Origin of the sequence: Bradyrhizobium jicamae (assembly GCF_018130215.1) — a bacterium.
GTDB lineage: Bacteria > Pseudomonadota > Alphaproteobacteria > Rhizobiales > Xanthobacteraceae > Bradyrhizobium > Bradyrhizobium jicamae_A.
On the sequence record NZ_JAFCKQ010000034.1, the window covers coordinates 1 to 21,249 of the forward strand.

A 21,249-nucleotide genomic window follows, 5' to 3' on the forward strand; every position below is an offset into this window, starting at 1 on the left:
ACCTTCACCCAACCGATCATAGAGCTCACTGTGCCCGCGCGCGTGCGTCTATCAGGCGGTCCTCGTCGTATGCGTACGGCATTGATGACACCCAGAGAGCCGCAGTGTTCTTCCCGTCCAAAGGCCAACCGCTTCAGGCATGCCTCTACACCCACTCAATCAACGAAACACTGGTCCATTATCCGAATGCCGCAATCAGGCTCGATCCAAAGAGTGCGGCGCCCACTGGTAGTTTCCCGCCGACGCTGATTTTGGCGGGTAGCAATCTATTCATCAGAGCATTTGAAAAAGGCTATAACTACCGCACGTTCGATGTATCGACGGGCATGATGAACAACAGTGTTGTCGAACGCGAGACACTAAGCTTCGCCCAGTGGAGTATTGGCATGGTAGCGGATAGCAAATTCGAGAAACTCTATTCCTGCCCTCCCTAAGGCAAAACCGGTCTCCCGCTAGCAACCGAGGCCCGTTAGCTCCACTTTTTCGGAGCGCACTGCGCCCTTGCCGACCACCCGCCTGTTCACCTCGTATCGACGAAATCCTTTGATTCCAGGCTTTCCCGTTTGGTCCAGCCGGGTCGATAGTCCCTGGATCGTGCACGGTACTTCCGTGTTTGTTCCTGGCGGGGCAGATGGACACCTCCGCGTGAACGAAACACGTTTCCGTCGTTCGTGAAGCGAGCACGAAACAAACCACGCTCACCATCCCCCTGTTTTCAACTTCCAGGCATTTTCGTGGAGCAAGGCCATGCAGCAAGAATATCTCGACCGGCGGGCGAGCTCGACCATCTCCTGGACAGGCGCGCTGCGCGTGCTCCTGATCGCAGGTTCTCTGGCCGCAGGGGCCTGTTTCTGCTGGTTGGCGGTCGCCGGCCCCGCGCCCGTCGCAAATGCTGCGCTCGGCAGTGACTGGCAGTGCAGCAAGACGGCGTTTGTGTTGACGACCTGTCGTCCGCTTTGATCGACACGGCCTTCTTCCTTGGGACTTTGGTCGGGTCCGAACAGATCGTGATGCAAGGGACGGACAAGGAAGACAAGGAAGCGGCCGCGCGCTGCCTGTTCGCGCAGGCCCGCCTCTGCGGCCCTCCCGCACCGCACCTTCCACGCGCTGAAGACCGCTCGCCGCGAGCCGCCGCGCGACCGGGTTCTTACGGGCTCGATATTGGCAGGCCAATTGCGATGCGTGTTTGAACGTTCGGTGCCAGATGTTCTCGGTGTACCGAACCCGGACATTCGGAGCACGCAAATGAATATTCACACTCGTTTTGGGACAACCCGCGAAAACACCTCGCGAGAGCTGACCATCAGCAGGATGCTGTCCGATCTTGTTCTCTCCTGCGAGTTGATCGAAGCCGACATCGCGGCCGAAGAGCAGCGGACGGGAATCTTCGATCCGTCGGACAAAAGGTACCCGATCCTGGCGAGGTCGCTGACCGAGCGGCACCGCAATCTCAAGGGAACCATTGCCGCTCTTGAAAGGCGTAGATGACCTGTCATCGCCCCATAAAGAGCGCACACACGATGCAGGCGGCGTGAAGCAGCGGACCTTCTTCTCGCCTGGACCTCGTGCCGAGCGATATCAGCCAAGGTAAACGCGCATTGGCATTAACCACCGGACCAGCCCAGGCTTGCCCTCCCGGTTGGTTGCAGAACACTATCCCCTATTTCCTATCGGGTATCGTTTCATGGAATTCCCTTTTCTCTGGGTCGGATTGTCGATCGTCGATTGGGTTGCGGCTTACGCGCGGGGCCGCGATGGCGCAGGATGGCTCCTCCTCGTGCTGATCATCGCGCCCGTGATCGCGCTGCTTCTCGTGCTCCTGATGGAGCGAGTGCGCAGAAATACTCCAGACGACGTACTTTCACCCCCGCCCTTCCCCGAAGCGGTTCTTGAGCCGGATACCGCGCATGCCGCCAGCGTGCCCGGGTCGAGATCGCCGACTGCGGAAAGTTTTCAGGGGTGACCGGAACACAGCCCCATGGGGTACCTCCGGATCGCAACTCCCGTAGTTCGCCTTTTCCGGTACGATGCCTTGGCCGGAGGTCGTTCACCAGTTCGTCCAGGATGACAAGATGATCGATGAGAAGCTGGCTCGACAGCGCGCGCACGAAAGGAACATCGCGCGCTATCGGCGTTTGCTCCATACCCGTCTCACGGATATCGAGCGCCGTTTTCTCGAACGGCGGGTGGCCGAAGAACGGACCGCACTATCGATGCTCGCCGTCGCGACTAACGATGACCAGCAATGTAGCTCGCTGGCCAGTCAACCGATCCAATGATCGATCGTCGTTTGTCACAGAACGTGCATACGTGCGGCTCGAGCAGATCGTCCATCTGCTCATAAGGCAGGACTGCATTTGTCGCTCCCACGGGCAGCGCCGGGACCGCTTCTTTGGGGCCGATTCGTAAACGCAGGAGCGAAGCATGGCCACAATGATTCTCATCATGGTCCTCGTAGCGTTGGCTGCGAGCTACGGGATCATGGCAATTCGCCCGAATGCGCCCAAGCTACAGTCGCGGCGGCGGCGAGCATTCTAGCTTTCGAGTGACGACGCGTACCTCGAACGTCGGTATTTCGTCGGTGTCTTCCGCTCGCGCGGCCGCCCTCACCGATCATCAAGGCGACGGCGGGCCAGCCCCGACTAATCGCCTTCCCCATAGTGCGTGGACTCGTCCATCCATTTGCGGGTCGCCTCGTCGCTCCAGCCGGGGACGGCGAAGCGCGGTGTCGCGGTCGCCCCCGAAGGCGTCGAGATCGTATCCGCAGGAGGGCGCGGACGCGCCGCCGGTTGCCGTGTGCGGGGGTGACGCTCGGTCGCGGCGTTCGCCGACACGCACAGGACGATCAGGATGCCGAGCGCCAGTACCGACCGCATCGCATTTGCTCCGCAACATCCACTGATCGAAACCTCTCGGCGTCACCTGCGGGCATTACGGTGGGCTTCGGCGGGTACAATGTCGAGCCACAGTCGCGTGACCGAATTCGAGCGAGCGGGCCAGGCGGTTAGCCATGACGGGGCGTCCCGATCGTTGATTCGGTGCGGTTTCTTCACCCGAACCGGTCTCCACTTCGCTCGAAACGGTCTGGAAATTACAACGGCGCGGCACCGGTCAGCCTCTCGCTGTGGAAATCGACTGCCGATTGTGAACCAGTTCACATTTGCCCGGCGCTGCAACTGCTAGATCGCACGCGCTGGGGGATTTCAGGGGCCCAGTGTCAGGCGCCGTCGGGACGCTCATTTTCGAGCCCGGCGGCGTAGCTTTTTGCCGAGCGACTCAGGCATGGGCAACTGCACGCCGCCTCTCAACCAGCGCACGTTCGCCGTGATCATCGATTGCATATCGCGTCCGCCGCCGCCCTCCTGATCGACGAACTGCTTTCGCTGTGAAATGTATGATTGTCTTCCGACTGCAGAAGTGCTGATTAGGCCTGCGCATAACCTGGAGGAAATTATCCATGCGTCGCATTTTTTTATTGGCCGCGTTGTTGGTGTTCATCGCCCCCTTGCTGGCATCGGCTCCGGCCCATGCCCAGGCAACACGAACGTGGATTTCCGGTGTCGGCGACGACGTCAATCCCTGCAGCCGTACGGCACCCTGCAAGACATTTGCCGGAGCCATCTCGAAGACCCGCCGCCGGCGGTGAAATCGATTGCCTTGATCCGGGTGGATTCGGCACCGTCACCATCACCAAGTCGATCACCCTTGATTGCCAGGCGACGAACGGCTCCATCCTTGCATCCGCGACCAACGGCATCAACGTCAATGCCGCCAGCACCGACCTCGTCATCCTGCGGAATCTCAGTATCAACGGCGCGGGGACCACGCTTGGTCTCCACGGAATCAACATCCTCTCCGCGGGTGCCGTGACGATCGAGAACGTGAAGGTCTTCAACTTCAGTCAGCAAGCCATCGCCGACCTGCGCAGCACCGGCGGCGCGCTGACGATCATCAACACGGACGTCCACACCAACCTCGGCGCCGGACTCGGAACTTCGACATCCGGCGGTACCCTCCGGGTCCTCATCGACGGCTTGCACTCGTTCGACAATTCGTTCGGCATTGCCCTCAGCACGAACACCAGCGCCATGATCAGGAATTCGGACTTCTCGAACAACACGACCGGGATCGACAACGAGGGCGCTCTCATCGTCGCAACCGGCAACGCGATCTCCAACAACGGTACGGGCGTGCTTAGTCAGGGCGGCACGATACGGTTGTCGAACAACGACATCGCGCTCAACTCCGTTGGCATCAACAACCTCAACGGCACCGTGATCACGTACGGCAATAATCGGAACACGAGTTCCACGTCGGGAACAATCACGCCAGCCGGCGGCGCGACCCCGGACCTCGGCCAGCAATAGGCTGGAAGCGGCAGCACATGAGCGGGGCCCCGGCCCTGCTCATGTCTATTCCATTTCGACGGCCTGCCCGCTCCGACGATCGGCCGCTAGAGCGGCCCGGTCCATTATCCGCCGATTCCGTAGGTGGACGAGGCGTTATCGAGCCATTGTCGCGTCGACTGGTCGCTCCATCCGGGCACCGCAAACCGTGGCTGTTGTGCTGGCGGCGCTGCATCGACGGGCCGGCTGCTCGTCGCAGGAGGCGGGCGCCTGCCTGGATGATGCGCCGGGGCGGCACTCACCGACGTGCAGAGGGTCACCAACAGGCCAAAAGCCAAGACTGAAACAGCCAGGACCGCACGCATTACCTTCGCTCCGGACGACGCATTATCGGCTGCAAGCGACGGCCTGTCGACAGCGATGATCGAAGCGGCTCACGCGAACGGATCGAGCCCCTTTTGCCGGCAGAGCGCCGGGACCAGCCCTGAATCCCGCCCGGCACTCCTGGTGCCCGTTGTCGCGATCGCGCCGCCCGTCACGACGCCGTTTTCGACGATGATCGTGGCCAGGAACGGCTGCAGGCCCTGGTAGGCGCCCTTGTCGTTCTGCGCATTGAGCTGGGCGCAGTAGTCGAATGAGCGGCGGCCCTCGCCGGTGACGACAGGAATTCTGGTCCATTTGAATTTCACGCCCTCGGGATTGCTCAGGCTGGCTGCGAACGCGTCTGCGAGCGTGGCCCGTTCGGTGACGCTCAGCTCCCGCGTCGACGTTGCCGTCGGGGCCGCTGGTGGGAGCGACCCGGCCTCCGGCGTTGGCGACGCGGCCGCCTCGGGCGTCGAAACATATTCGGTGGTTGCCGCGCACCCCGAGAGGCAAAGCACAACGAGCAAGGGTGCAACCGCCCTTGCGTTGGTCCCAAGCAGGCCTGATGGACCGATCACGCCGCTCTCCCTTGCCCCGGGAATCAGGATCGTTGCTTGCCTTCGACGTAGCGCTTGAAATTGTCCAGGATGGCCTGCCAGCCGCCGCGCTGCTGCTCGACCGAATGCGTGCCCTCGGCATCGAAGGAGACCTGCACCTTCACCTCGCCGGCCTGCTCGGCGAAAGCGATCTGCGCGGTGCGATCACCGAAGGAATATTCGATCAGGCGGGGCGCCTCCACCGTGGTGTAGGTGCCGGCGAAATCGAATCCCATGCTGCCGTCCTTGGCCTCCATCCGCGACGAGAAGGCGCCTCCGACGCGCAGGTCGACGGTCGCCGCCGTGGTGTGCCAGTCGTCGGAGGCTGCGTTCCACTGCCTGATGTCTTCGGGGGTGGTATAGGCACGCCAGACATCGGCAATCGGTGCGGCCACAGTGGTATCGACGACAATCCTCATCTCGGCTCCCCGGTATTTGACCAGGTGGCCTTAGCACATTGGAAGGACCTGTAAAGAAACGGCGGTATAACGCGCTAGCCTGCCCCTCCAGGAGCGATCGAGACCACCATGCGAAACCTGAACACCGTCCTGAGCAAGCTGAACGATCGATTGCTGAGGCTGGAGGGCGAATTATTCGTCCTGCGCTCGATTGCGCGCGCATCGCTCACCGCCGGCGACGAGCCGGCGATGCGCACCCGCAAGCTGCTCGAAGGCGCAAAACTCGCGCTCACGGATGAGACAAGGCGGCCACTCGACAGCGCCACCGAAAAATACGTTGCCGCCGCCATCGCCATGGTCGACGAGTTGCTCGAGCATCCCCGCGAGTCGGCGCCGCTGTTCCGGGTGATCGAGGGCGGCAGGCGGGAAGACTAGGGCATGATCCGGAAATGACCTCATCGCGCCTTGGAGCGCGCTGGACGCAGCCTGCGGGCTCAGTGCCATTCGCGTGCCAGGCAGTTCGAATACTGCGACCGCCTGAGAATGTTCACAGGCTCCCGCGCGCATCTGGCCTTCACGGCGTGCGGTGCGTTGCGCAGCAGATAGCCCCGGTAGCCGAGGTTGAGGACCGCGAGCAGCACCAGGATCGTGAGGAGGATGGTTCTCCACATCCAGCCAGGCTAGCGCGGATGCCTTTCGGAATGATTGTCGTGATCCGATAATCCGGCGACCATGGCTGCGCGGGATCACGGACTCCGACGGCAGGCCGCGGCCCCGACGGGCACAGGAAGTCTCACGATCCGATGTCGCCGCTGCCATCCGGAACACGACACGTCCCGGCTCCTCGGGAAGGCCCGCCTGCTGCAATACCAGGGCAATCCGATCTCCCCATTCGGTTGAACGCGCCGGGAAGTACTGGCGAGCAAACGAGGCGCGAAACCCCGGCCGGAGCTGCACGAGTCGGGATGCGGTCGCCCGCGCCTCCTCGATCCTGCCGGCGCCGACGTCGTTTGCGATGAGCGCACAGAGAGTGTGGGCATCGGCCGCGAACTCGAGTGCTTTCGCCGCCATGAGCCGGCCGCTGTCATACTGACCAAGCATGAAACGAGCAAAGCTCGTTCCATTCCAGACCGCTGCACGCCCTGCATCGAGCGGGCTGAGATCCAGCCTTTGTTCAAAGCTCTCGATCGCTCGCGCGGGCTGCAGGCAGGGATCAGGATTTCCGCCAGTTTTGCAGTCCTTACCCTGCGCCCTGCACAGCCTTGTCGTAGGCCTCGATCGTCACCCTGGCCCTGACTGCAATGTCCGCCGCCGTCATGCCGGGCTTGTACAGGCTGCCGCCGAGGCCGAAGGCGCGGATTCCGGCCTTCACGTAGTCGGCGAAATTCGCATCCGAGACGCCGCCGACGGCGGCAATCATCGCGTCGGGCGGCAGCACGGCGCGGATCGCGGTGATGCCGGCGGGGCCGAGCACACTCGCCGGAAAGAATTTCAGGCCGGACGCGCCTGTGCGTGCCGCCAACAGCGCCTCGGTGGCCGTGAACACACCGGGCAGCGTCACCATCGCGTGCGCGTGCGCACGGGCCAGCACGTCGGCATCGACATTCGGCGAGACCACAAGCCGGCCGCCGACGTCGTGGAGACGATCGACGTCGGCCGCCGTCAGCACCGTGCCCGCGCCAATCAGCACCTCGGCGGGCGCGCGCTTGGCCGCGATCTCGATCGAACGGAACGGCTCCGGCGAATTGAGCGGGATCTCGATTCCCGTCAAGCCGGCCTCGATCAAGGCGCTGACGATGCCGGCAGTCTCGTCCGGCCGCACGCCGCGCAGGATCGCGACCAGCGGGCGCTTCATCGCGGGAAACGGAATGCTCATGCGTTGATCCCTTCAGTTGGTCCAGATCGCCGCCGCGGCCCTGGCGAGACCGTTGCGGACCGCTTCGTCCGCATCGACGGAGCTTTGCGGCACAGAAAGCGCCGCGAACGCCAGTTGATAGAGCCGCTTGAGCCGCCCCGATGCTATCAGCGTGACCACCGCACCCGGCGCCCGCTCCGCGAGCCCCGCCGCGAGCTCGAGCCCGATCAGCGTGCCCGAGATCGTCTCGCGCGCCGCCGCCGCACTGCCGCCGAACAGCAGCTGCCGCGATCGCACCCGGAACAGGAGGTTGGCGGCGAGCGCCGGTGCCGCAAAGGCCTCCGCGACGGCCGATGTGAAGGCATGGCTGTCGACCGCATCGTCGGCGCCGGAAACGGCATGCGACAGGATGGTCTGGCGCGCAGCCGCACTGAACAGCTCTCCGGTCATGAAGGTTGCAAAACGCTCGACCGTGCCGCCGCGCACCCTCGCCCATTTCGAATGCGTCCCGGGCATGCAGACATCAGCCTCGCCGGAAGCCTCGAGGCCGAGCGCACCGAGCAGCTGGGTCTCCTCGCCGCGCATCACGTCGGGGGTCCCGGCGTCACGCTGCGCGATCCCCGGCAAGATCCTGACGTCGCGCCCCTGCCCCGGGACCACGGCCGCGCGATCGAGGATATCGGAGAGCCGCGCCGGGGTGTCGATATAGCCGGCCTCGACCCAGCCCTGCCGTGCGCCGGCCATGCCGCAGATCACGACGGGCACGTCTGGCCCCACCTCGAGCGCGTCGAGATGCGATTGCAGCACGGCGGCGAAACCGGTCTTGCCGGCCGTCATCATGCCTTGATCACTGCGCCGTTCGCCGAGCACGCAGCCCGCGCGATCCATCGCCCAGAGCCGGAAGCTGCTGGTACCCCAATCGACCGCGACAGATGTGGCACAATTCATTCGGCTCAGGTCCGGAGGTTGGAGTTTGAGTCGGGACGATCGTTAGCACGAACGTATGCGCGACGAATTCATGAAATCAAATGGAGGCTGGCGATATTGTTGGACAATCGGCCCGGCACGGTGCAAACGCTCCTCGCCAAACGAATAGTAGTGCTCAGGTCGAGGATACCCACCATTACTTGAGCGTGCGTTCTTATGGCGCAAATGCTCATGAGCGGCTTCCCATCGCAGTAGCTGCCAAGAAGTGCTCGATCTCCCGTTCCTCCGGGACGTCCCTCGAGAACACGTTGCTCCGAGTCCCGGCGATTTCCTCATTGCAAACGCTTCACTGTCCGTTCTCGACCACACGATCATCAGCATCCGAGTGTGGGCCTGATCGCTTGTTCGGACTTGAAGGACCTGCCCGGTGCGTCGCTGGCACGGCTGTGCGAATAGCTGTTGTTACGCAGCGCTTTTTCGTGTGAGGTGCCACGAATTGCTGAATTTTTGACGCATCTCGGACTTTGACCAACGCGCGACCGGATTCTTGTTATTGATTGCCGAGGAACAGGGCGATGCTGAAATTGATCAGGCCACAACGCGACTCCGCGCTCTTGCAGACAGCTTTGCGAACATTGGTGGTGGGCGCTCTCGCCTGCTTGCTCGCGATTTATGCCGGGATGCCTGCGCGCGCGCAGAGCTTGCTGCCCCGACCGAATTGGAACGTTTCGCCACCCAAATGCGCGGATAGTCAGAAGATTTGCATCATGACGATCAAGATCTTCAACAATGATCCCGATCACTGGATCTATCCCGTGCTGACCACCGGCAAGGGCCCTGCCGATATCTGGATGCAAGCGTGGTGGTCGGTCCCGAACAGCGAACTGCCCAACTATCCCTTTATCCGGCGGAAGAACTATCGGCTCTATATCAATCCAACAGGCGCCGGAATTCCGCCGAACACCGGTATCGAGCTAACGGTCCCAATCTTCACGCAGTTGTACGAGCCAATAAACGCAAACCCGCCGGCAGATGCAAGTTCTCCGTCCGGAGGAGACACACTCATCAATTGGTGGAATGGCGGCGTAATCCAGGTTTACACGAGTCCTCAAGCGAGCCCGCCTTTGGCTCTGCAGCAGGCCCTGACGCGATCAACCCAGAAGGTGGTCCAGAGCGGCGTCTCCAGCGCGGTCCTGCCCAAGTGTGTGGCCGTCGCATCGGTCCCGACCAAAACGGTCCGAAGTCCGCCAGCGCCGCCGCCATGCCAGCCACTGACCATTTACAGTGATGATTCCGATCTGGCGAAGAACGACCCGAGCCAACTGATCGAATATACCTTCGGCGCCAGGAACGACCCGAAAGATATCAACGCGGGGCCCAGATACCTGCTCGACACCAGTAACGTCGATTTCGACGTGAGCTACGTCAATGTCGCCTTCGCGCCGGCCGTGATGGGACCGTACAAGAACAACCAGGTCGGCTATATCGGCACGCCGATCACAATCGACAACTTCAATCTCGCCATTGACGAATTCCTCCATGACTTCCCCGGCTGGCCGCAATTTCTCCGTGAAGGGCAATTGGTGAACAAGCTGGCCTCGCCGCTGGAGGTCTTTGCTCGGCTCGGTGGCAAGGATCCTCCTCCCGATCTCACCCAACTGCGTGGTTGGCCCGGCAGTTGGCCGGCCGACTTGTGGGCGCCCATTCAAGCGTTGCGAACCAAATGGAGAGAGTACGCCGGCACGGTCACTGCCATTCCTGGTCCGCAGTACGTCCAGGCAACGCCTGGCATATGCGGGCCCCTCCCTCTTCCGGATGCCCCCGCCCCGACCAACTTCTGTGACGCAGTCGTCGCCGTCCAGCAACTCTTGATCAAGAACTATGTCAGCTACAGGCAGTTGTATGCTGCGGGCCAATGCAAGGGAACGGCGTTCGACATCACCGACAACCTCCTGATATCCCACGTCTACGGATGGGCGCCGTGGACTGAATCATCATCCGGAAAGGATGGCGACGGATGCGCAGCCGCTCAGAACCTGCTTGAGAATACCGCGCGCTACAGCACCGGGATCGACTATACGAATTACCTGAACGTCAAGGTGGCGTTCGACAAATTGAACTACGGGACGTTTCCCCCGAGGGCTCGGGACCAGATCTACCAGTTCAACCCTTGGGTACAGTTCATCCATGGCGTGCCGAACGGCAATCCGCACAAATATGTCAGCACGGACTATGCGTATGCCTATTCCGTCGATGATGCGATGGGCAACATCCAAGCGGAGGGCGTAGGCATCATCATCGACATTGGAAGCACTGCGAATCTGGAAAACCAAAAACCGGCGACGCAGCCGATCCTGGTCACTCTGGGAGGCGCAGAGCCGGTCAAGGGGATTGCCTACAAGGCTTATGCCATTTGCGAAAACACAGCTGCGAACACAAAAAACCTGAATCCGAATTTTACGACCTTTGCGGTCAGCGGCAACGATCCTGCCAATTGCCCGATATATATTTACGACAGCAAGGTTCCTAGCCAGCTTTATGCGTTCAAGATTGACGCCACGCCAGACCAGTTCCCGTATTTTGCCAATCCCGCCGATGCCAGATGGCTACCGGGGAATGCCAAGAACAGCACGACCAAAATAGTGGTGTGCTCGGGCATCCCAGATGCCGGTGCAGCGCAAGGATATCAACAATCGAGCGCAACTGCGTGTTGCGACTCGGCCAGCAATTCGGGCGTCTTTGCATTTGCGCAGCCGGAGCCCCATGATGCGCACAATACCAAGAAGTATATCGTCAATGTGCCGCCTCCCAAGCGCTGCACGAACGACACGGACGCCGCATGTTTTTACCCGACGCCCCCGCCGATCACCAAGGCATGTAATCGGGGGCTCCCTTGAAGGCTTCAAATGCGTTGAAGACTCGTGAGCTGGTCTGAATTCGGGCAGCGGTCGGTTTGGCGGCTTCTCACACGAGAGCTTCCTTCGAGCACGCTCGCCTGTACATCGATCGCGCCGAAGCATTGGGAGAACTGCTCGAAGACCTCCTTCGGCGGAAATCCAACTCCCGCTGGGCCTCGTCGGGCAAATCAGCAAAACCTGTCAAGCCCGCCATGAACAAATATTTCGGTTTTTCATTAGTTCAAATCAGTGTATAGATCAATCCGTCTCACCCGCTTGAGCGGCGCATCGCGATCGTCACGAGTGCCGGGTTGGGATGCGGTGGACGCTGATGTCACGGCTGACGAGCGTGGCAGATGCGGACGGCGAAGTCGTGCAGGCCTGACGCCCTAGTGGCAGGTGTCCTGTCAGCAAGAGACTGATGTCTCTTGCTGACGGCGGTGACAAGAAAGCCCAGTCTCACCGGGGAGAGTACGTATAAGCCGTAACCCATCGCGCAGGGAAAGCCGGGTTGTTTCCGGTTACACCTGTGGTCCTACCCCCGTGCTTTCTACATCGCACGGGGCCCATGGGTGCGATCGGCACCCGGCTTTCCCTGCGCCCTCGGCGGATTGAGAGGGTGGAACGTGAAGCAAAGCTCGGGCGCCGCGCCGCGAGAATGCGAACACGTGCCCGCACCGCTGTCTGACATGTGAATCGAGATGGCCGACCCCGCCCTGTCAGCGACCCAGGTCCGTCACCGTGCGCCCTTCAGCGTGCAGGACGTCGTGCAGGTCGTCACGCTGCCGTTGTCACATTTGATGCAGACGTTGACGCACTGATCCATGACCTTGGGATTGTACTGGCTGTAGAGATTCGCCGCGCAGCTGTTGGTCGATCCCGTGACCTCGGGATCGCAGCCGGACAGGGAAAGTGCTGCGAAACCCAGAATGGCGACCTTGCGCATAAGGCCTCCCGCCATGCTCCAATGCAGGTAACCTTGACAGGTTAGGTTAAATTCCAGTTTCAATTGCGACCTTATCCGGAAGCAGTATTGCTTATCCACCGGACATTTCCCCAAGGTCCGGGCCCACACCGGCAAAGCCGCCAGGCGATTCTGCCTGGCGGCTTTGTTGCCTAGCAATTTGAGATGAGGATTTTCAGACGATGGCCCGGAAGCCACGCTGGTCGTTCAAGGAGGACCGCCGACTGATGGAAATGGCACGCTCCTCAAAGTCGCTGGAGGATGTCGCCAAGGCCACCGGGCGATCGCCGGACCGAATCAAGAAAATGGCGATGCGCCTTGGGCTGTCGATCAAGCCGCGCTCGACCAAGCGATAGGCCGCAAAACGGGCTGCGACCGACCCGGTCACTAGATACCGGGAGGGCAATCCTCCCTGTCCCGCACCGGAACCGCCTTGGGCCGGCCCACATGCGTGCAGCTGGTCAGAACGAAGGCAACCCGGCTGCATTGCCAGTCCGGACCCAGCGCCGCGACCGAGATCGGTGCGGGCGAAGCCAGGCTGAACATCACAAAAGACAGCATGCAGACGCATAGTGCGACCGCGGCCGCCAACGCCGCGCCCTTTCGGGACCACAGCTTGGATCTCATGGCCTAGCTCCCGTCGATCCCTTGAAGTCTAGGGGTCGCCCGCCTTGGCCGCTGTGATCGGAATCACAGTCCGGCCGCTATTGCGGACTCCCCGCCGGGGTCGATTTGGGATCCATGCCGCACTGCCGCAAGAGCCGTCAGCGCGCCGGCTCGATCACATTACAGTTGGTTCGGCCCGACATCAGGCAGTCCTGCATCTTGCTGGCCGCGGTCAGGTCATGGGCGAGCCAGAGGCCGACCGCGAGCATCACCGCCGCCACCAGCAGTCCGACCAGCGCGCCACGGCGGCCGCCGCCGTCCTCGGAATCGCTCATTGTCGCATCGGTTCCCGATTGGCCTGACCGCATCATGGCCGCTTGCACGGCAGCATGCGATCAAATCTGCAACACTCGCGCAATTAAATGCGGACATCGAGAATCGGGGCCGCAATTCCATTGCACGCCAGGCGAGCTTGCGAAACACTGTTCACTCGGTGGAGCGCGTTGTGCGGGACCTGCCATGAGCGAAGACGAAGCGAGCCAGCAGCCGACCTACGATTATCATCGTTACAGGCGGCTGTTGTCGGAGGCCGTTGACGAGACCAGCCGCCGGCGGCTGATCGAGTTGCTGATCGAGGAAAAGGCGCGGGACAGGCTGGAGGCGCAGCGTACCTCCGACCGGGTCGCGATGACCGCCGCGACGGTGGCCAAGGTGCTGGGCAATTACAGCCGGCGCGAGCTGCTGCTCCGCTAGCATTTTAGGCGAATCGCGGCGATCGGTGCCCAGGTCGTGCCCCCCGGCGCGGCCATCGTGCCCGCCGGCATCGCATCCGGCCATTTGCTGTGCGCTCATGTCTCCCCTGCCGCCCGCGTTCGGCACTGGCAATTTCCGCCGGCTTCACTTATTGAAACGCCGGACCTCACCCCCATCCCATCACCCGAACAGAAAGCAGCAAGGCTTCCTCTATGAGTGGCTTCAAGGAACCGGGTTTTGCCGACCGCGCGAAGGCGGCCCAGCAGGCGCGGCAGAACATCCTCAACAAGTTTCGCGCCCAGCCCGGACCCGACGATCCGGCCGTGAAGGCACGGGCCGAGGAACGCGCGGCGATCGCCGAGCGGCGCACCAAGGCCAAGGAGGCGCGCGAATCCGAGAAGGCCGAGCAGAAGCGCCGCGAGGACGAGGCCGCCGCGGCCGAAGCCGCCCGGATCGCGCGGGAGAAGGAAGACGAAACTGCGCGTCTGGCGGCGCTCGAGGCCGAGCAGAAGGCCAAGCGCGACGCCCGCTACGCCGCGCGCAAGGAACGCGGCAAGAAGAAGCGCTAGGTCGCTTGCGCCAGACCCGCCGCATCGGCGGGCCTGGCGATGACCATCGGGGCGGCGTCAGTTCTTCTTCATGGCGTCGTCTTTCTTCATCATCCCGCCGTCCTTCTTCATGGCGTCGTCCTTCTTCATCATGCCACCGTCCTTCTTCATGGCATCCTTGGACGCATCCTTGGACATCGTATCCTTCTTCATCGCATCGTCCTTGCCCATCTTGTCCTGAGCGAACGCAGCCGGCGCGAGCGCAAGGCTGAGCGAGAGGAGCGCGGCAGTGAGGCCGATACGGGTTTTGGTGGTCATGGCTGGAGATCCTCAAGTGGTCGAGTTGTGAAAGCGACGTCTGCCGCTACTTCCTCGACGCGACAGCGCCGCCTGCTGTTACCTCGATAACAAACTCTTGAACCGGGTCGGTGCGACAGGGCCGGATGATCGGCTGCACGCGTGGGTTGAAGACTTTCCCGTCATCGTCGCAATGTGCGGCGCAGCAACGACAATGCTTGCCGTCATGCGCCGGCCCGCACTATCAGGGCGCCTCTGAACTATCAGACTAGAGAAAATTGACGCGAAGTCCGGCTAAGGTGCGCGCCGGTCTAACAGCCACTCAAGAAGCTCCAGGAAAACAACCATGCTCACACGCCGCCACGTCCTCGCTTCCGCCCTCGCCGCGCCCGCCATCCTGCGGATGGGCACAGGCACCGCGCACGCCGCGACCACGCTGAAGATCTCGCATCAGTTCCCCGGCGGCAGCATCGACAAGGGCGATTTCCGCGACCGGCTGTGCCGGATGTTCGCAGCCGAGATCGCCAAGCGCTCGGGCGGCGAGCTTGCCGCCGAAGTCTATCCGAATTCCTCGCTGATCAAGACCAACGCCCAGTTCTCGGCGATGCGCAAGGGCGCACTGGATCTCAGCCTCTATCCGATGCCTTATGCCGGCGGCGAATTGCCCGAGACCAATATCGGCCTGATGCCGGGCCTGGTGACGACCTATGATCAGGGCATGCGCTGGAAGAAGGAACCGGTCGGCAAGGCCCTGTCCGACTTCCTCGCCGACAAGGGCATCCTGCTGATCTCCTGGGTCTGGCAGGCCGGCGGCGTCGCCAGCCGCTCGAGGGCGATCGTCGCGCCCGAGGATGCCAAGGGCATGAAGGTGCGCGGCGGCTCGCGCGAGATGGACATGGTGCTGCAGACCGCGGGCGCCGCCGTGCTGTCGGTCCCCTCTAACGAGCTCTACGCCGCCATGCAGACGGGCGCCTGCGATGCCGGCATCACCTCCTCCACCAGCCTGATCTCGTTCCGCCTCGAGGAGATCGCGAAGTCGCTGACATCGGGCGCCGGCGCGTCCTACTGGTTCATGCTGGAGCCACTGATGATGTCGAAGGCGATCTTCGACAAGCTGCCCAAGAACCAGCAGGACGTCATCCTGGCGGTCGGCGGGGAACTGGAAGCCTTCGGCCGCAAGGGCGCGCAGGACGACGATGCCGAGGTCGCCAAGATCTACGAGAAGGCCGGCGCCAAGGTGGCAGCGCTCGACGGCGCCGTCGTCGCCAAATGGCGCGACATCGCCCGCGACACCGCCTGGAAGGACTACGGCGCCAAGACGGCGACCGCGGCCAACCTCCTCAAGCTCGCAAGCGACGTTACCGCATGATGCATGGTCCGGTCGCGGATCGAGCCGAAGCCGCAAGCGCGGCCCCGGGCGGCACGCCCGTGGCGGCGTTCGAGCGCGCGCTGTCCGTCTGCAACAACGTCATCGTGGCGTCCGCCGCGCTCGCTCTGATCTCGGCCTGCGTGATCCTGAGCTACAGCGTGCTCGGGCGCGCGCTGTTCCAGATGGCGAACTACTGGCAAGACGAGGCCGCCGTGTTCCTGCTGGTCGGCGCCACCTTCATGACCTCTGCCTATGTGCAGAGCCAGCGCGGCCATGTCAGCATCGAAGCCTTCGTCGGCCTGCTCTCGCCGCGCGCGAACCGCGTCAGGCTGTGGCTGGTCGATGTCGCGAGTTTCGCGTTCTGCACGTTCTTCGCCTGGAAGTCCTGGACCCTGGCGCACGAGGCCTATGTCGACGGCCAGGTCTCCAACTCGATGTGGTCGCCGCCGCTCGCGATCCCCTATGTCCTGATGGCCTTCGGCATGTCGCTGCTCTGCGTGCAACTTCTCCTGCAGATCATCACGCCGATCGTGGATGGCGCGCGCCGATGACCGTGTTTGGAATTGGCGTCTCCTACGGGCTCGCCACCCTGATCGCGATGTTCTCGGGCATGCCGATTGCGTTCGCACTCGGCGCCGTCGCGGTCGTCTTCATGGCGATCTACATGCCGTCAGCCTCGCTCGATACGGTGACGCAGAACGTCTACGAGGAGATGGCCTCGATCACGCTGCTGTCGATCCCGCTGTTCATCCTCAAGGGCGCGGCGATCGGCAAATCCCGCGCCGGCCAGGACCTCTATTCCGCGCTGCATGCCTGGCTGCACCGCGTGCCGGGCGGCCTCGGCGTCGCCAATGTGTTTGCCTGCGCGCTGTTCGCCGCGATGGCCGGGTCCTCACCGGCAACCTGCTCGGCGATCGGCTCCGCCGGCATCCCGGAGATGCGCAAGCGAGGCTATTCCGGCGGCTTTGCCGCCGGCATCATCGCCGCCGGCGGTACGCTCGGCATCCTGCTGCCGCCCTCGATCACGATGATCCTGTTCGCGGTCGCCGCCGAGAAGTCCCTGGGCCGGCTGTTCCTCGCCGGCATCGGTCCCGGCCTTCTGCTGGTGACGCTGTTCGGCCTCTACGCCGTGTTCCGCTTCCGCAAGGAATACGCAGCCGCCCGCGCCGCCTGTGACGCCACCGGCCAGGACGCCGCGATCCTCCAGCGCGACGAGTTCACCATGGCCGAGCGCTTCAGCGCGCTGCCACGGGTGCTGCCGTTCGTGCTGCTGCTCACGGGCGTGATGATCGCGCTCTATGGCGGCTACGCGACGCCGTCGGAGACTGCCGGTCTCGGCGGCCTGCTGGCGCTGGCACTGATCGCGGTGATCTACAGCGTGTGGCGGCCGAGCGATCTGTCGCCGATCCTGAGATCGACGATCCGCGAGTCCACCATGCTGATGATGATCATCGGCATGTCGCTGCTCTATTCCTACGTGATGAGCTACTTGCACATCTCGCAGTCGGCGGCGGAAGCGATCGTCGCCATGCATCTGCCGCGCTGGGAGCTGTTGTTCGCAATCCTGGTGATGGTGATCATGCTCGGCTTCTTCCTGCCGCCGGTCTCGATCATCCTGATGACCGCGCCGATCATCCTGCCGCCACTTCGCGCCGCCAACTTCGACATCATCTGGTTCGGCATCGTGATGACCATCGTGATGGAGATGGGCCTGATCCATCCGCCGGTCGGTCTCAACATCTTCGTCATCCGCAACGTCGCACCCGACATTCCGCTCAGCGAGGTGATCTGGGGCACACTGCCGTTCGTGCTGCTGATGATGTTCGCGGTGCTGCTGTTGTGCCTTGTCCCGGAGATTTCGACCTGGCTGCCGGACATCGTGATGGGGCCGGAGGGGAGCCGATAGAAGCATCCGACGGTTCGTAACGGTTCAGCGCGTGATCAGCCCTTCCGCGCCGGCAACTTCCGCGCCGCACCGTCGAGGTGAGTGCGACGCGCCTCGTCTCGACGCGAGCGTTCCTTCCTGCGGCAAGGTCGGCACATGATCGCCGTTGTGAAGACGTCACCCTTGGCGACCTCGTACCACCACTTTTGTTGTTCGGCCGTCCACGTTTCGACCTTTCCGCATTGCTTGCAGGCAAACTCGATCGGAGCATAGGTGCCGCGCGCCACAAATGCAGGAATGCTGTAGCTGTTGTTCGGGCTGAGTTTGGCCGTATCGACAGGCAGTTCGCCGCGTGAACGGGCGAGGCGACGAAACTCCAGCCGCGCTTCCCTTGCAGCCTGTACTGCAAGAATCTCCTGCTTCTCGCGCTTTGCCGCCTTGCGCGCGCTGATCTCGGACCGCTTCTGCTTGTTGCTCTTCATTCGACGTTCTTCGGGCGAAGGATCACCGAACGATCCGCATTCCTTATTCGCCCCTTGACCTCTTCTTCCTCGCATTCAGCGCGGATGCCACGCGGCCTACAGGCGGACGGCCGAGCAAGCCGGCGACGTCGTTCGTCGCCGTCAACAGCTTCTCCATGTCGATTCCGGTCCTGATCCCGATGCCCTCGAGCATGTAGACGACATCCTCGGTTGCGACATTGCCGGTCGCGCCGGGCGCATAGGGGCAGCCGCCGAGGCCGCCGGCGGCGGAATCGATCGCGCGGACGCCTTCCTCCATGCCGGCATAGAGATTGGCGAGCGCCTGGCCGTAGGTGTCGTGGAAATGCATCGCGAGGTTAGCGGTCGGAATTTCGGCGCCAACCGCACGAAGCATCCCTTTTGCCTTCAAAGGCGTGCCAACGCCAATCGTGTCGCCGAGCGAGATCTCGTAGCAGCCGAGGTCCCACAAGGTCTTCGCCAGGTCGGCGACGGCCTTCGGCCTGATCTCGCCGTCGAACGGGCACCCCAGCACGCAGGAAACATAGCCGCGCACCCTGACGCCATCGGCCTTGGCGCGCGCCACGACCGGCTTGAACCGCTCGATGGACTCCGCGACCGAGCAATTGATATTGGCGCGCGAAAAGCCCTCGGATGCCGCCGCAAACACCGAGACCACCTCGGCCCCTGCTGCCCGCGCGGCATCGTAACCCTTCTCGTTGGGGACCAGGACGTGGAATTCGGCGCCCTTGACGTGGCTGACGCCGCGCAGCACCTGATCCGAGCTCGCCATCTGCGGGATCGCCTTGGGCGAGACGAATGCACCGACCTCGACGGTGGTGAGGCCGGCCGCCACCAGCGCCTCGACAAAGGCGATGCGGGCTTCGACGCTGACCGGCGTCTTCTCGTTCTGGAGGCCGTCGCGCGGCCCCATCTCGACGATGCGGATTTGATCGCTCATGATGCCGTCGCCTCGACTTCGGCCAGCTCGACGCCCTCGCCGACGATGTCGCCGACCTTGCATTTCAACTTCTTCAGCACGCCGGCGTAAGGCGCCCGCAAGGTCTGCTCCATCTTCATGACTTCAAGCGTCAGGATCGGGGCGCCCTTCTCAAGCGTCGTGCCCTCCTCGGCAAGCAGCGCGACCACCGTGCCAGGCAGAGGTGCCACGATCTTGTCCTCGCCGACCTGCTCCTCGCTCTCGCCGCCGAATGGATCGACCCAGTGCAGGTCGAAGCGGCCGTTGCGGGTGCGCAGGTAAATTTCGTGGCCTTCGATCACGGAGGCGACGCGCGATTTGATGCCTCCGAGCGTCAGGTCGAAACGGCTGTCATCGACCGATGAGGCAGCGAAGGCCTGTTCGTGCCCGCCGACGGACAGGGTCGATGATCCGTTGCCATAGTGCAGCGTGATGGTCTGCTCCGGGCCATGGCCCTGCCGGAACGAAAACACGCGCTGGCGGCGGCCGACCGGCATCCAGCCGAAGGTCTGCCAGGGCGAGCTGGCATCGGTTTGCGCGGCCCTCTGCTCCGCGTTCAGGATCGCGGCCACCGCTGCACAGAGCTCGAAGGCACCGGCGGCGCCCTTCTCGGCCGTTAGCTTCTTCAACTCACGCTCGATGAAGCCGGTGTCGATCGCGTTCGCCCTGACGTCCGGATGCGTCACCAGCGCCGACAGGAACGGGATGTTGGTGACGATGCCGCGGACATCGGTTTCCTCCAGCCCGCGATTGAGCTTCTCGATCGCGGCCTGCCGCGTCGGCGCCCAGGCGATCACCTTGGCGAGCATCGCGTCATAGTAGGGCGAGACGTTGTCGCCGCTGCGATAGCCGGCATCGATGCGCAAGCCCTCGGCCTCGGGCGGCGTTCGCCAGGTCTTGATGCGGCCGACCGACGGCATGAAGTTCTTCTGCGGATTCTCGGCATAGACCCGCGCTTCGATGGCATGGCCGTTGAGCCCGATCTCCTCCTGCTTCAGCGGCAACGCTTCGCCGGAGGCGACGCGGAGCTGCCATTCGACGAGATCGACGCCCGTGATCAGTTCGGTGACGGGATGCTCGACCTGCAGGCGGGTGTTCATCTCGATGAAGAAGACGTTCTTGCCGTCGGAAACGAACTCGATGGTGCCGGCGCCGACATAATTGACCGCGCCGGCCGCCTTGCGCGCGGCCTCGCAGACCGTCTCGCGCTGCGTGGCGTTCAGGGTCGGCGACGGTGCCTCCTCGATCACCTTCTGATGCCGGCGCTGCAACGTGCATTCGCGCTCCCAGAGCGAGAGCAGGTTGCCATGGCTGTCGCCGATGATCTGCACCTCGATGTGGCGCGGATTCTGGACGTATTTCTCGATCAGCATGCGGTCGTCGCCGAACGCCGCCTTGGCCTCGCGCTTGGCGCTGACGATCGCAGCCGACAGCTCTCCGGCCGAACTGACCACGCGCATGCCGCGGCCGCCGCCGCCGGCGGAAGCCTTGACCAGCACCGGGAATCCGATCCGGTTCGCAGCCTCCGCAAGGACTGCCTCGTCCTGCGCTTCGCCGTGATAGCCCGGCACCAGCGGAACGCCGGCCTTCTCCATCAGCGCCTTCGAGCCGGACTTCGAGCCCATTGCCGTCATCATCTCGGCGGTCGGTCCGACGAAGACGAGGCCTGCGTCAAGACAGGCCTGCGCGAACTCGGCATTTTCAGAGAGGAAGCCGTAGCCGGGATGCACCGCCTCGGCGCCGGTCTCGCGCGCGGCCGCGATCACGCGCTCGATGTTGAGATAGCTGTCGCGTGCCCGCGCAGGGCCTAGCAGCACGGCCTCGTCGGCCAGTGCGACATGCATCGCGTCCTGGTCGACATCGGAATACACGGCCACCGTGCGGAGCCCCATGGCGCGGGCGGTGCGGATGACCCGGCAGGCGATCTCGCCGCGGTTGGCGATCAGAAGGGTTCGGAAGCGCCGGTAGAGTCTTGAGCGGTCCATGA

General features: G+C 63.1%; 27 protein-coding genes. 14 read left to right on the forward strand and 13 right to left on the reverse strand.

The window, feature by feature from the left end:
• The 5 genes from JQ586_RS28165 to JQ586_RS28185 form a co-directional block, all read left to right on the forward strand.
• Window positions 1-434 (forward strand): hypothetical protein (locus tag JQ586_RS28165; RefSeq protein WP_212397886.1); only part of this gene is annotated, 434 nt, incomplete at its 5' end.
• 313 nt (window positions 435-747) lie between these two features.
• Entirely contained in the window at window positions 748-960 is a 213-nt protein-coding gene (locus JQ586_RS28170; RefSeq protein ID WP_212397887.1) for a hypothetical protein, read from the forward strand.
• A gap of 222 nt (window positions 961-1,182) precedes the next feature.
• The gene (locus JQ586_RS28175; protein ID WP_312017030.1) at window positions 1,183-1,488 is read left to right on the forward strand and encodes a hypothetical protein; all 306 of its coding nucleotides are present in this window, start codon (window positions 1,183-1,185) and stop codon (window positions 1,486-1,488) included.
• 196 nt (window positions 1,489-1,684) lie between these two features.
• Window positions 1,685-1,963, forward strand: a complete 279-nt coding sequence (locus JQ586_RS28180) for a hypothetical protein (protein WP_212397888.1) — start codon at window positions 1,685-1,687, stop codon at window positions 1,961-1,963.
• Between the two features lie 109 nt (window positions 1,964-2,072).
• Window positions 2,073-2,279: a hypothetical protein gene (locus JQ586_RS28185; RefSeq protein WP_212397889.1), complete on the forward strand. Its 207-nt coding sequence runs from the start codon at window positions 2,073-2,075 to the stop codon at window positions 2,277-2,279.
• 363 nt (window positions 2,280-2,642) lie between these two features.
• Here the strand turns inward: JQ586_RS28185 and JQ586_RS28190 are convergent, their stop codons facing one another.
• Complete coding sequence (locus JQ586_RS28190; RefSeq protein ID WP_212397890.1) at window positions 2,643-2,876, reverse strand: hypothetical protein; 234 nt, start codon at window positions 2,874-2,876, stop codon at window positions 2,643-2,645.
• A gap of 681 nt (window positions 2,877-3,557) precedes the next feature.
• Between JQ586_RS28190 and JQ586_RS28195 the strand changes: the two genes are divergently transcribed.
• Window positions 3,558-4,367, forward strand: coding sequence for a hypothetical protein (locus JQ586_RS28195; protein WP_212397891.1), 810 nt, complete (start codon window positions 3,558-3,560; stop codon window positions 4,365-4,367).
• A 413-nt stretch (window positions 4,368-4,780) separates the two neighbouring features.
• Here the strand turns inward: JQ586_RS28195 and JQ586_RS28200 are convergent, their stop codons facing one another.
• Both JQ586_RS28200 and JQ586_RS28205 read right to left on the reverse strand, forming a co-directional pair.
• The gene (locus JQ586_RS28200) at window positions 4,781-5,287 is read right to left on the reverse strand and encodes a hypothetical protein (RefSeq protein WP_212397892.1); all 507 of its coding nucleotides are present in this window, start codon (window positions 5,285-5,287) and stop codon (window positions 4,781-4,783) included.
• A 23-nt stretch (window positions 5,288-5,310) separates the two neighbouring features.
• Window positions 5,311-5,724: an SRPBCC family protein gene (locus tag JQ586_RS28205; protein WP_212397893.1), complete on the reverse strand. Its 414-nt coding sequence runs from the start codon at window positions 5,722-5,724 to the stop codon at window positions 5,311-5,313.
• Between the two features lie 108 nt (window positions 5,725-5,832).
• On the opposite strand from JQ586_RS28205, the gene JQ586_RS28210 reads away from it, so the two are divergent.
• Window positions 5,833-6,138, forward strand: a complete 306-nt coding sequence (locus JQ586_RS28210; protein ID WP_212397894.1) for a hypothetical protein — start codon at window positions 5,833-5,835, stop codon at window positions 6,136-6,138.
• 59 nt (window positions 6,139-6,197) lie between these two features.
• On the opposite strand, the gene JQ586_RS28215 is transcribed toward JQ586_RS28210, so the two are convergent.
• The 3 genes from JQ586_RS28215 to JQ586_RS28225 form a co-directional block, all read right to left on the reverse strand.
• Window positions 6,198-6,374: a hypothetical protein gene (locus JQ586_RS28215; RefSeq protein ID WP_212397895.1), complete on the reverse strand. Its 177-nt coding sequence runs from the start codon at window positions 6,372-6,374 to the stop codon at window positions 6,198-6,200.
• Between the two features lie 569 nt (window positions 6,375-6,943).
• Window positions 6,944-7,579, reverse strand: coding sequence for a 2-dehydro-3-deoxy-6-phosphogalactonate aldolase (locus tag JQ586_RS28220; RefSeq protein ID WP_212397896.1), 636 nt, complete (start codon window positions 7,577-7,579; stop codon window positions 6,944-6,946).
• Between the two features lie 12 nt (window positions 7,580-7,591).
• Entirely contained in the window at window positions 7,592-8,506 is a 915-nt protein-coding gene (locus JQ586_RS28225) for a 2-dehydro-3-deoxygalactonokinase (protein ID WP_212397897.1), read from the reverse strand.
• A 554-nt stretch (window positions 8,507-9,060) separates the two neighbouring features.
• Here JQ586_RS28225 and JQ586_RS28230 point away from each other — a divergent pair.
• Window positions 9,061-11,382 (forward strand): hypothetical protein, encoded by a 2,322-nt coding sequence (locus tag JQ586_RS28230; protein ID WP_212397898.1) that lies wholly within the window; start codon window positions 9,061-9,063, stop codon window positions 11,380-11,382.
• Window positions 11,383-12,118: 736 nt separating this feature from the next.
• Here JQ586_RS28230 and JQ586_RS28235 read toward each other — a convergent pair.
• Window positions 12,119-12,328, reverse strand: a complete 210-nt coding sequence (locus JQ586_RS28235; RefSeq protein ID WP_212397899.1) for a hypothetical protein — start codon at window positions 12,326-12,328, stop codon at window positions 12,119-12,121.
• A gap of 200 nt (window positions 12,329-12,528) precedes the next feature.
• Between JQ586_RS28235 and JQ586_RS28240 the strand changes: the two genes are divergently transcribed.
• A complete protein-coding gene (locus tag JQ586_RS28240; RefSeq protein WP_212397900.1) occupies window positions 12,529-12,702 on the forward strand; it encodes a hypothetical protein in 174 nt (57 codons plus the stop codon).
• 31 nt (window positions 12,703-12,733) lie between these two features.
• Here JQ586_RS28240 and JQ586_RS28245 read toward each other — a convergent pair whose 3' ends face one another.
• Together JQ586_RS28245 and JQ586_RS28250 are read right to left on the reverse strand one after the other, a co-directional pair.
• On the reverse strand, window positions 12,734-12,973 hold the full coding sequence (locus tag JQ586_RS28245) for a hypothetical protein (RefSeq protein WP_212397901.1): 240 nt from the start codon (window positions 12,971-12,973) through the stop codon (window positions 12,734-12,736).
• A gap of 137 nt (window positions 12,974-13,110) precedes the next feature.
• Window positions 13,111-13,287 carry a hypothetical protein gene (locus JQ586_RS28250; RefSeq protein WP_212397902.1) on the reverse strand — a complete coding sequence of 59 codons (177 nt, stop codon included), beginning with the start codon at window positions 13,285-13,287 and terminating at the stop codon, window positions 13,111-13,113.
• A gap of 184 nt (window positions 13,288-13,471) precedes the next feature.
• On the opposite strand from JQ586_RS28250, the gene JQ586_RS28255 reads away from it, so the two are divergent.
• Together JQ586_RS28255 and JQ586_RS28260 are read left to right on the forward strand one after the other, a co-directional pair.
• Entirely contained in the window at window positions 13,472-13,705 is a 234-nt protein-coding gene (locus tag JQ586_RS28255) for a hypothetical protein (RefSeq protein WP_212397903.1), read from the forward strand.
• A 212-nt stretch (window positions 13,706-13,917) separates the two neighbouring features.
• A complete protein-coding gene (locus JQ586_RS28260) occupies window positions 13,918-14,274 on the forward strand; it encodes a DUF6481 family protein (RefSeq protein ID WP_212397904.1) in 357 nt (118 codons plus the stop codon).
• 57 nt (window positions 14,275-14,331) lie between these two features.
• Here the strand turns inward: JQ586_RS28260 and JQ586_RS28265 are convergent, their stop codons facing one another.
• Window positions 14,332-14,571 carry a pentapeptide MXKDX repeat protein gene (locus JQ586_RS28265; protein ID WP_212397905.1) on the reverse strand — a complete coding sequence of 80 codons (240 nt, stop codon included), beginning with the start codon at window positions 14,569-14,571 and terminating at the stop codon, window positions 14,332-14,334.
• Between the two features lie 325 nt (window positions 14,572-14,896).
• On the opposite strand from JQ586_RS28265, the gene dctP reads away from it, so the two are divergent.
• Genes dctP through JQ586_RS28280 form a run of 3 tightly spaced genes read left to right on the forward strand, consistent with a single transcriptional unit; the run spans window position 14,897 to window position 17,825 of the window.
• The gene (dctP, locus tag JQ586_RS28270) at window positions 14,897-15,919 is read left to right on the forward strand and encodes a TRAP transporter substrate-binding protein DctP (RefSeq protein WP_212397906.1); all 1,023 of its coding nucleotides are present in this window, start codon (window positions 14,897-14,899) and stop codon (window positions 15,917-15,919) included.
• Window positions 15,916-16,470, forward strand: a complete 555-nt coding sequence (locus JQ586_RS28275) for a TRAP transporter small permease (RefSeq protein WP_212397907.1) — start codon at window positions 15,916-15,918, stop codon at window positions 16,468-16,470. The genes dctP and JQ586_RS28275 overlap by 4 nt, the downstream gene beginning before the upstream one ends.
• Window positions 16,467-17,825: a TRAP transporter large permease gene (locus tag JQ586_RS28280; protein WP_212397908.1), complete on the forward strand. Its 1,359-nt coding sequence runs from the start codon at window positions 16,467-16,469 to the stop codon at window positions 17,823-17,825. The genes JQ586_RS28275 and JQ586_RS28280 overlap by 4 nt, the downstream gene beginning before the upstream one ends.
• 35 nt (window positions 17,826-17,860) lie before the next feature.
• Here the strand turns inward: JQ586_RS28280 and JQ586_RS28285 are convergent, their stop codons facing one another.
• From JQ586_RS28285 to JQ586_RS28295, 3 genes are read right to left on the reverse strand one after another with little or no spacing between them, the layout of a single operon-like run.
• Window positions 17,861-18,286, reverse strand: coding sequence for a zinc-ribbon domain containing protein (locus tag JQ586_RS28285; protein ID WP_212397909.1), 426 nt, complete (start codon window positions 18,284-18,286; stop codon window positions 17,861-17,863).
• Window positions 18,287-18,329: 43 nt separating this feature from the next.
• Entirely contained in the window at window positions 18,330-19,244 is a 915-nt protein-coding gene (locus JQ586_RS28290) for a hydroxymethylglutaryl-CoA lyase (RefSeq protein WP_212397910.1), read from the reverse strand.
• Window positions 19,241-21,247: an acetyl/propionyl/methylcrotonyl-CoA carboxylase subunit alpha gene (locus JQ586_RS28295; RefSeq protein WP_212397911.1), complete on the reverse strand. Its 2,007-nt coding sequence runs from the start codon at window positions 21,245-21,247 to the stop codon at window positions 19,241-19,243. Before JQ586_RS28295 ends, JQ586_RS28290 begins: the two co-directional genes overlap by 4 nt.
• Window positions 21,248-21,249: the final 2 nt, after the last annotated feature.

Excerpts from the sequence above, each read along its gene's own strand:
- JQ586_RS28170 (WP_212397887.1), top strand. The coding sequence starts at position 748 with ATGCAGCAAGAATATCTCGACCGGCGGGCGAGCTCGACCATCTCCTGG.
- JQ586_RS28180 (WP_212397888.1), top strand. The coding sequence starts at position 1,685 with ATGGAATTCCCTTTTCTCTGGGTCGGATTGTCGATCGTCGATTGGGTT.
- JQ586_RS28185 (WP_212397889.1), top strand. The coding sequence starts at position 2,073 with ATGATCGATGAGAAGCTGGCTCGACAGCGCGCGCACGAAAGGAACATC.
- JQ586_RS28190 (WP_212397890.1), bottom strand. The coding sequence starts at position 2,876 with ATGCGGTCGGTACTGGCGCTCGGCATCCTGATCGTCCTGTGCGTGTCG.
- JQ586_RS28205 (WP_212397893.1), bottom strand. The coding sequence starts at position 5,724 with ATGAGGATTGTCGTCGATACCACTGTGGCCGCACCGATTGCCGATGTC.
- JQ586_RS28210 (WP_212397894.1), top strand. The coding sequence starts at position 5,833 with ATGCGAAACCTGAACACCGTCCTGAGCAAGCTGAACGATCGATTGCTG.
- JQ586_RS28215 (WP_212397895.1), bottom strand. The coding sequence starts at position 6,374 with ATGTGGAGAACCATCCTCCTCACGATCCTGGTGCTGCTCGCGGTCCTC.
- JQ586_RS28220 (WP_212397896.1), bottom strand. The coding sequence starts at position 7,579 with ATGAGCATTCCGTTTCCCGCGATGAAGCGCCCGCTGGTCGCGATCCTG.
- JQ586_RS28225 (WP_212397897.1), bottom strand. The coding sequence starts at position 8,506 with ATGAATTGTGCCACATCTGTCGCGGTCGATTGGGGTACCAGCAGCTTC.
- JQ586_RS28230 (WP_212397898.1), top strand. The coding sequence starts at position 9,061 with ATGCTGAAATTGATCAGGCCACAACGCGACTCCGCGCTCTTGCAGACA.
- JQ586_RS28235 (WP_212397899.1), bottom strand. The coding sequence starts at position 12,328 with ATGCGCAAGGTCGCCATTCTGGGTTTCGCAGCACTTTCCCTGTCCGGC.
- JQ586_RS28240 (WP_212397900.1), top strand. The coding sequence starts at position 12,529 with ATGGCCCGGAAGCCACGCTGGTCGTTCAAGGAGGACCGCCGACTGATG.
- JQ586_RS28245 (WP_212397901.1), bottom strand. The coding sequence starts at position 12,973 with ATGAGATCCAAGCTGTGGTCCCGAAAGGGCGCGGCGTTGGCGGCCGCG.
- JQ586_RS28250 (WP_212397902.1), bottom strand. The coding sequence starts at position 13,287 with ATGAGCGATTCCGAGGACGGCGGCGGCCGCCGTGGCGCGCTGGTCGGA.
- JQ586_RS28255 (WP_212397903.1), top strand. The coding sequence starts at position 13,472 with ATGAGCGAAGACGAAGCGAGCCAGCAGCCGACCTACGATTATCATCGT.
- JQ586_RS28260 (WP_212397904.1), top strand. The coding sequence starts at position 13,918 with ATGAGTGGCTTCAAGGAACCGGGTTTTGCCGACCGCGCGAAGGCGGCC.
- JQ586_RS28265 (WP_212397905.1), bottom strand. The coding sequence starts at position 14,571 with ATGACCACCAAAACCCGTATCGGCCTCACTGCCGCGCTCCTCTCGCTC.
- dctP (WP_212397906.1), top strand. The coding sequence starts at position 14,897 with ATGCTCACACGCCGCCACGTCCTCGCTTCCGCCCTCGCCGCGCCCGCC.
- JQ586_RS28275 (WP_212397907.1), top strand. The coding sequence starts at position 15,916 with ATGATGCATGGTCCGGTCGCGGATCGAGCCGAAGCCGCAAGCGCGGCC.
- JQ586_RS28280 (WP_212397908.1), top strand. The coding sequence starts at position 16,467 with ATGACCGTGTTTGGAATTGGCGTCTCCTACGGGCTCGCCACCCTGATC.
- JQ586_RS28285 (WP_212397909.1), bottom strand. The coding sequence starts at position 18,286 with ATGAAGAGCAACAAGCAGAAGCGGTCCGAGATCAGCGCGCGCAAGGCG.
- JQ586_RS28290 (WP_212397910.1), bottom strand. The coding sequence starts at position 19,244 with ATGAGCGATCAAATCCGCATCGTCGAGATGGGGCCGCGCGACGGCCTC.
- JQ586_RS28295 (WP_212397911.1), bottom strand. The coding sequence starts at position 21,247 with ATGGACCGCTCAAGACTCTACCGGCGCTTCCGAACCCTTCTGATCGCC.